This window comes from Gilliamella sp. Fer4-1, from assembly GCF_001690515.1.
GTDB lineage: Bacteria > Pseudomonadota > Gammaproteobacteria > Enterobacterales > Orbaceae > Gilliamella > Gilliamella apicola_C.
The window spans coordinates 1-4,188 of sequence record NZ_LZGZ01000223.1 but is presented as its reverse complement, the minus strand read 5'-3'; the positions used below and the strand labels follow the sequence as shown (position 1 = coordinate 4,188).

The following is a 4,188-nucleotide window of genomic DNA, read 5'->3' as shown; positions in this document are numbered from 1 at the left end:
AATTACTAAATAAAAAAGGTATAAAGTATCTCATTCAAGACAATAAAATCACTATTGATGGTAATTTAAATTTAAGAAACAGAGGAATTAAAGCATTACCTGAGAACTTATCTATTAACGGTGATTTGATTTTAACTCATACAAAAATTGAAGCACTACCTAAAAATTTTTCTGTTAGTGGTGATTTAGATTTAAGAAATACAGAAATCAAAACTATACCTGAAAAGGTATTTATTGGAGGTTATTTATATTTAACAAATACGGAAATCAAAGCATTACCTAAAAATTTTTCTATAAGTGGTAGTCTAAATTTAGCGAATACAGAAATAACAGCACTACCGGAAAGCCTATCTGTTAAAGGTGATCTAAATTTAACAATGACAAAAATCAAAGTATTACCTAAAAATTTTTTTATTGGAGGTAGTTTATATTTAGGGTTTACTGAAATAGAAGCGTTACCTGAAAATTTCTCAATTAAAGGTGATTTAGATTTAAAATACTCAAAAATCAAAATATTACCTGAAAATTTATCGATTGGAGGTAAATTAAATATAGAATCAACAAGTATTCGAGAATTACCTGACAATTTATCTGTTGGCACCGGTTTATATTTAGATATAGATAAAATACAAAATATAGCTTATTGCAAAAACTGCGAAGATAACTCACAAACTATTTTTGCTTGTTGGGTTAATAATGGATTCGCTATTCAAATGAATGACTTTTTTGGCACATTTCAAGAGTTTGAAAAAATAGTTGATGAGAAGTATTCAGGAAAAATTGCTATAGAATACAAAAAATTGGCAGACACATGTATAAAAGAGTTAACCGAAAAATTAAAAATATTGTAGTCTTTATTTGGTAAGGCTGATTAAAAGAGCAAACATTTCTCGGAAGAACGCAAATAAAATTTAGATTATGAACTACTCGACAACGTCAGCAATATACACTTTGCTGCCGGCAGCAGTGCCGAAATCATCCACCGTTTCAAACGCGATGCCATCGGCCGCCTGATCGGCAAATACACCACCGACGGCACCCCCGCCTACCAGTACGACAAAGCCGACAACCTTATCAAAGTCGGCTACAAAAAAGCCGGCCTGCCCGCAGAAGCAGAACCCGACCTCATCGCCTTCAGCTACGATCTGCTGAGTAACCTGCTGAGCGAAACCACCGCACAGGGTACCCTCAGCCACCAGTACGACCCACTGGGCAACCGTATCGCCACCACCCTGCCGGATGGGCGTACCATCAACAGCCTGTATTACGGTTCCGGTCACCTGCACCAGATAAATATCGATGGCGATGGCAACATCATCAGCGACATCGAACGCGGCAAGTTGCACCGCGAAGTATTACGCACTCAGGGACGGCTGAACACCCAGTTCAAATACGACCGTAACAGCCGCCTGCAACACAAACAGATATGGCGCAATCAGAATCCGATTCTGCCCGATATCCTCATCGAACACAGCTACCAGTACGACAACCTCGACCGGCTGGTAAGCAAAAAACACAGCAAACACGGACAGACCGATTACTACTATGATCGCACCGGCAGAATCGAAGGCTGCCGCAACCAGAGATACTGGGAAACCCTGCAATACGATGCCGCCGCCAACCTGTTAGACCACAGACGGCCAATAGAATTAGACCCCAGCAATCAGAATGTCATCCGCTGTAACCAGCTGCTGCATTTCAGAGAACACCGCTACCGCTACGACGAGCACGGCCGAACCCAGACCAAACAGACCATCGGTGCTATCCAGCACTACCACTACGACGCCGAGCACCGCCTGAGCGAAGTACGCATCGAACAAACAGACCGCAGCCTGTATATCTATACCGACCAGAACAGCTACGAACCACTGGCACGAATAGATAAAAGAGGTAATGACCCTGAAAAAGTCATGTACTTCCACACTGATCTGAATGGCTGTCCGGAAGAGTTGACCGACGAAAACGGTAAAATACTGTGGGAATGCAGCTTTCAATTATGGGGGAAACGGATTCATGAAATCGAACACGAACCCATAGAGCAGAACCTCAGATATCAGGGACAATATTTAGACAGAGAAACTGGCTTACATTACAATACTTTCAGGTATTATGATCCGGATATAGGCCACTTTACCTAGCCAGATCCGATAGGATTGCTAGGTGGGTTTAATCTATATCAGTATGCGCCTAATGGGTTAACTTGGGTTGATCCATGGAGGCTAGCATTACAAGGAATAGATTTTACAGATTCTCCAGATTATGCCCTGTAAAAGAAGGTCAAAAAAATATTGTTCAAATCACAATGCAAGGGACTAGGTCTAGAGATTTTGCTGCTGCATTTAAAGCGGCTGGAATCAAAAAGAAAGATGCCGTAGGATATACTTGGCATCATGTTGACGATTTTGATCCGAAAACTGGTAAAACTACTATGCAATTAATTAAAACGGAAACTCATGAAGCAATTCGTCATAAAGGTTCAGTTTCTCAATTTGGTGCACATTCGGGCACTAAATATGGCTCACCACAAGCAGTAGACTATTCATATACACAAGGGTGGTTAACAGGTAGAGTACCGAAGAGACTAAAAGAGCTAATAAGTAAATTTTGTTAATTAAAGACGCAATATAATTTGGGAATTAATATGATTAATATAGATAACTTTTATGACTGCGAAAAAAAGCTGACTGATAAAGATTTAAATGCTTGTGAAAAGAGGTTAGGTATCACAATTCCAGATTCTTTAAGACAGTTTTATCTTAATTGTAATGGAGGAATGGTATATAAAGATATTTGGAAAACAACTGTTCCTCCATACAAACTTAAAGTTTTTAATTTTATTCCTATAAAATATAATAAAGCATTTAGGAATGACCCAGATTTTATCATGGAAGGTATTGCTTTCAAACATTGGAATAATAAAAAGTTACCTAAGGAGCTGTTACCTTTTGCTCGCGATTTAAGTAATGGTTTTTTGTGTATGAATATTAATACTGGTGCGATATATCAATATCTCAGATTAGAATGGGATGACACCCTAAATACAGAGCAAAATTTTAAAAAAAATAGTATCTATTTATCTGATTCATTAGAAAATTTCTTAAATGCTTTAATTTGTGATGAAGATCAAGACAAAGTAGAAACCATTGAAGATGAAGATATTAAACCAAGAACAAGCAACAAATTCTACAATTCTCAACAAGCAATTAATACCACTGACCTAAATGAGGTTGAAAAACTTTTAAAGATAAAAATTCCTGTTCAACTAAGACAATTCCTGTTACAACACAATGGAGGAATGCCAGAGAATAATGCTTGTCTGGATCCTGAAAGTGAATTTGAATGGGTTGCAATTCATGAACTAATACCCGTTAAATACTATAAAAAGTTTAATAATGACAAGAACTATTTAATGCCTTCCAAAGCAGAAAATTTATGGAGTAGAAAGTTATTACCGGAAACTTTTTTACCTTTTGCGATTGACGCGGGTGGTAATTATTTCTGCATCGATATTAATAATGGGAAAATATACTACTATACTCTTGACACATGGTCTGATAATTTATCTTTAACGGATAATCAAGATAAGAGTACTCTTTTTCTATGCAATAGTTTTAATGAATTTATTTCTAAATTAGTGTGTGAAGATGATATAAATGATTTATATGGTTTATAAATAATAACCGTAAGGTTAACCGCATCCCTGTTGGTATTGAAAACAATATTTATACAGGGAAACCAGCTTATATTACAATACTTTCGGGTACTATGATCCGGATATTGGTCGTTTTACCCAGCTAGACCCGATAGGATTGCTAGGTGGGTTTAATCTGTATCAGTATGCGCCTAATGGGTTAACTTGGATTGATCCGTGGAGATGGATTTGTGAAGTAAAAGGTAAACGAGGAGCACAGGGGCAACCTCTTTCAGCAAAAGCGACAGTTTCAAGAGCTGATATAGGATCAGGCACAGCAACTAACCTTTTTCCAAGCGCATTTGCTCGAAGGTTAGGTAACGCAGATGATGATGCGGGATATATTTTAGCGAAAATATTAGGCGGTTCAGGAGGCATAGATAATGTTTTCTCTCAGTTAAAAGGAATAAATCGTGGTCAATATCGAGCTTTTGAAAAAACAATTAAACAGTATATTCAAGAATATGGAGCTGTGGATATTAAATGGAATTTTATTT

At 37.4% G+C, this 4,188-nt stretch carries 6 protein-coding genes; 5 read left to right on the top strand and 1 reads right to left on the bottom strand.

Going from position 1 to position 4,188, the window contains the following annotated elements:
- Positions 1–851: hypothetical protein (locus A9G30_RS12985; RefSeq protein WP_065588630.1), on the top strand; the 851-nt coding region annotated here is incomplete at its 5' end.
- A gap of 72 nt (positions 852–923) precedes the next feature.
- On the opposite strand, the gene A9G30_RS13360 is transcribed toward A9G30_RS12985, so the two are convergent.
- Complete coding sequence (locus A9G30_RS13360) at positions 924–1,346, bottom strand: hypothetical protein (RefSeq protein ID WP_065587847.1); 423 nt, start codon at positions 1,344–1,346, stop codon at positions 924–926.
- Here A9G30_RS13360 and A9G30_RS13215 point away from each other — a divergent pair.
- The 4 genes from A9G30_RS13215 to A9G30_RS08100 all read left to right on the top strand — a co-directional run.
- Positions 1,341–2,138, top strand: a complete 798-nt coding sequence (locus A9G30_RS13215; protein WP_141671947.1) for an RHS repeat domain-containing protein — start codon at positions 1,341–1,343, stop codon at positions 2,136–2,138. The genes A9G30_RS13360 and A9G30_RS13215 overlap by 6 nt on opposite strands.
- 164 nt (positions 2,139–2,302) lie before the next feature.
- Positions 2,303–2,611, top strand: coding sequence for an HNH endonuclease signature motif containing protein (locus tag A9G30_RS13210; RefSeq protein ID WP_218057783.1), 309 nt, complete (start codon positions 2,303–2,305; stop codon positions 2,609–2,611).
- Positions 2,612–2,641: 30 nt separating this feature from the next.
- Complete coding sequence (locus A9G30_RS08105; RefSeq protein ID WP_065588628.1) at positions 2,642–3,673, top strand: SMI1/KNR4 family protein; 1,032 nt, start codon at positions 2,642–2,644, stop codon at positions 3,671–3,673.
- A gap of 136 nt (positions 3,674–3,809) precedes the next feature.
- The coding region (locus A9G30_RS08100) for a DNA/RNA non-specific endonuclease (protein WP_218057781.1) at positions 3,810–4,188 on the top strand (379 nt) is incomplete at its 3' end.

What these genes read in the sequence shown, in the direction of transcription:
- A9G30_RS13210 (WP_218057783.1), top strand. Translation starts at nt 2,303, where the DNA reads ATGCAAGGGACTAGGTCTAGAGATTTTGCTGCTGCATTTAAAGCGGCT.
- A9G30_RS08105 (WP_065588628.1), top strand. Translation starts at nt 2,642, where the DNA reads ATGATTAATATAGATAACTTTTATGACTGCGAAAAAAAGCTGACTGAT.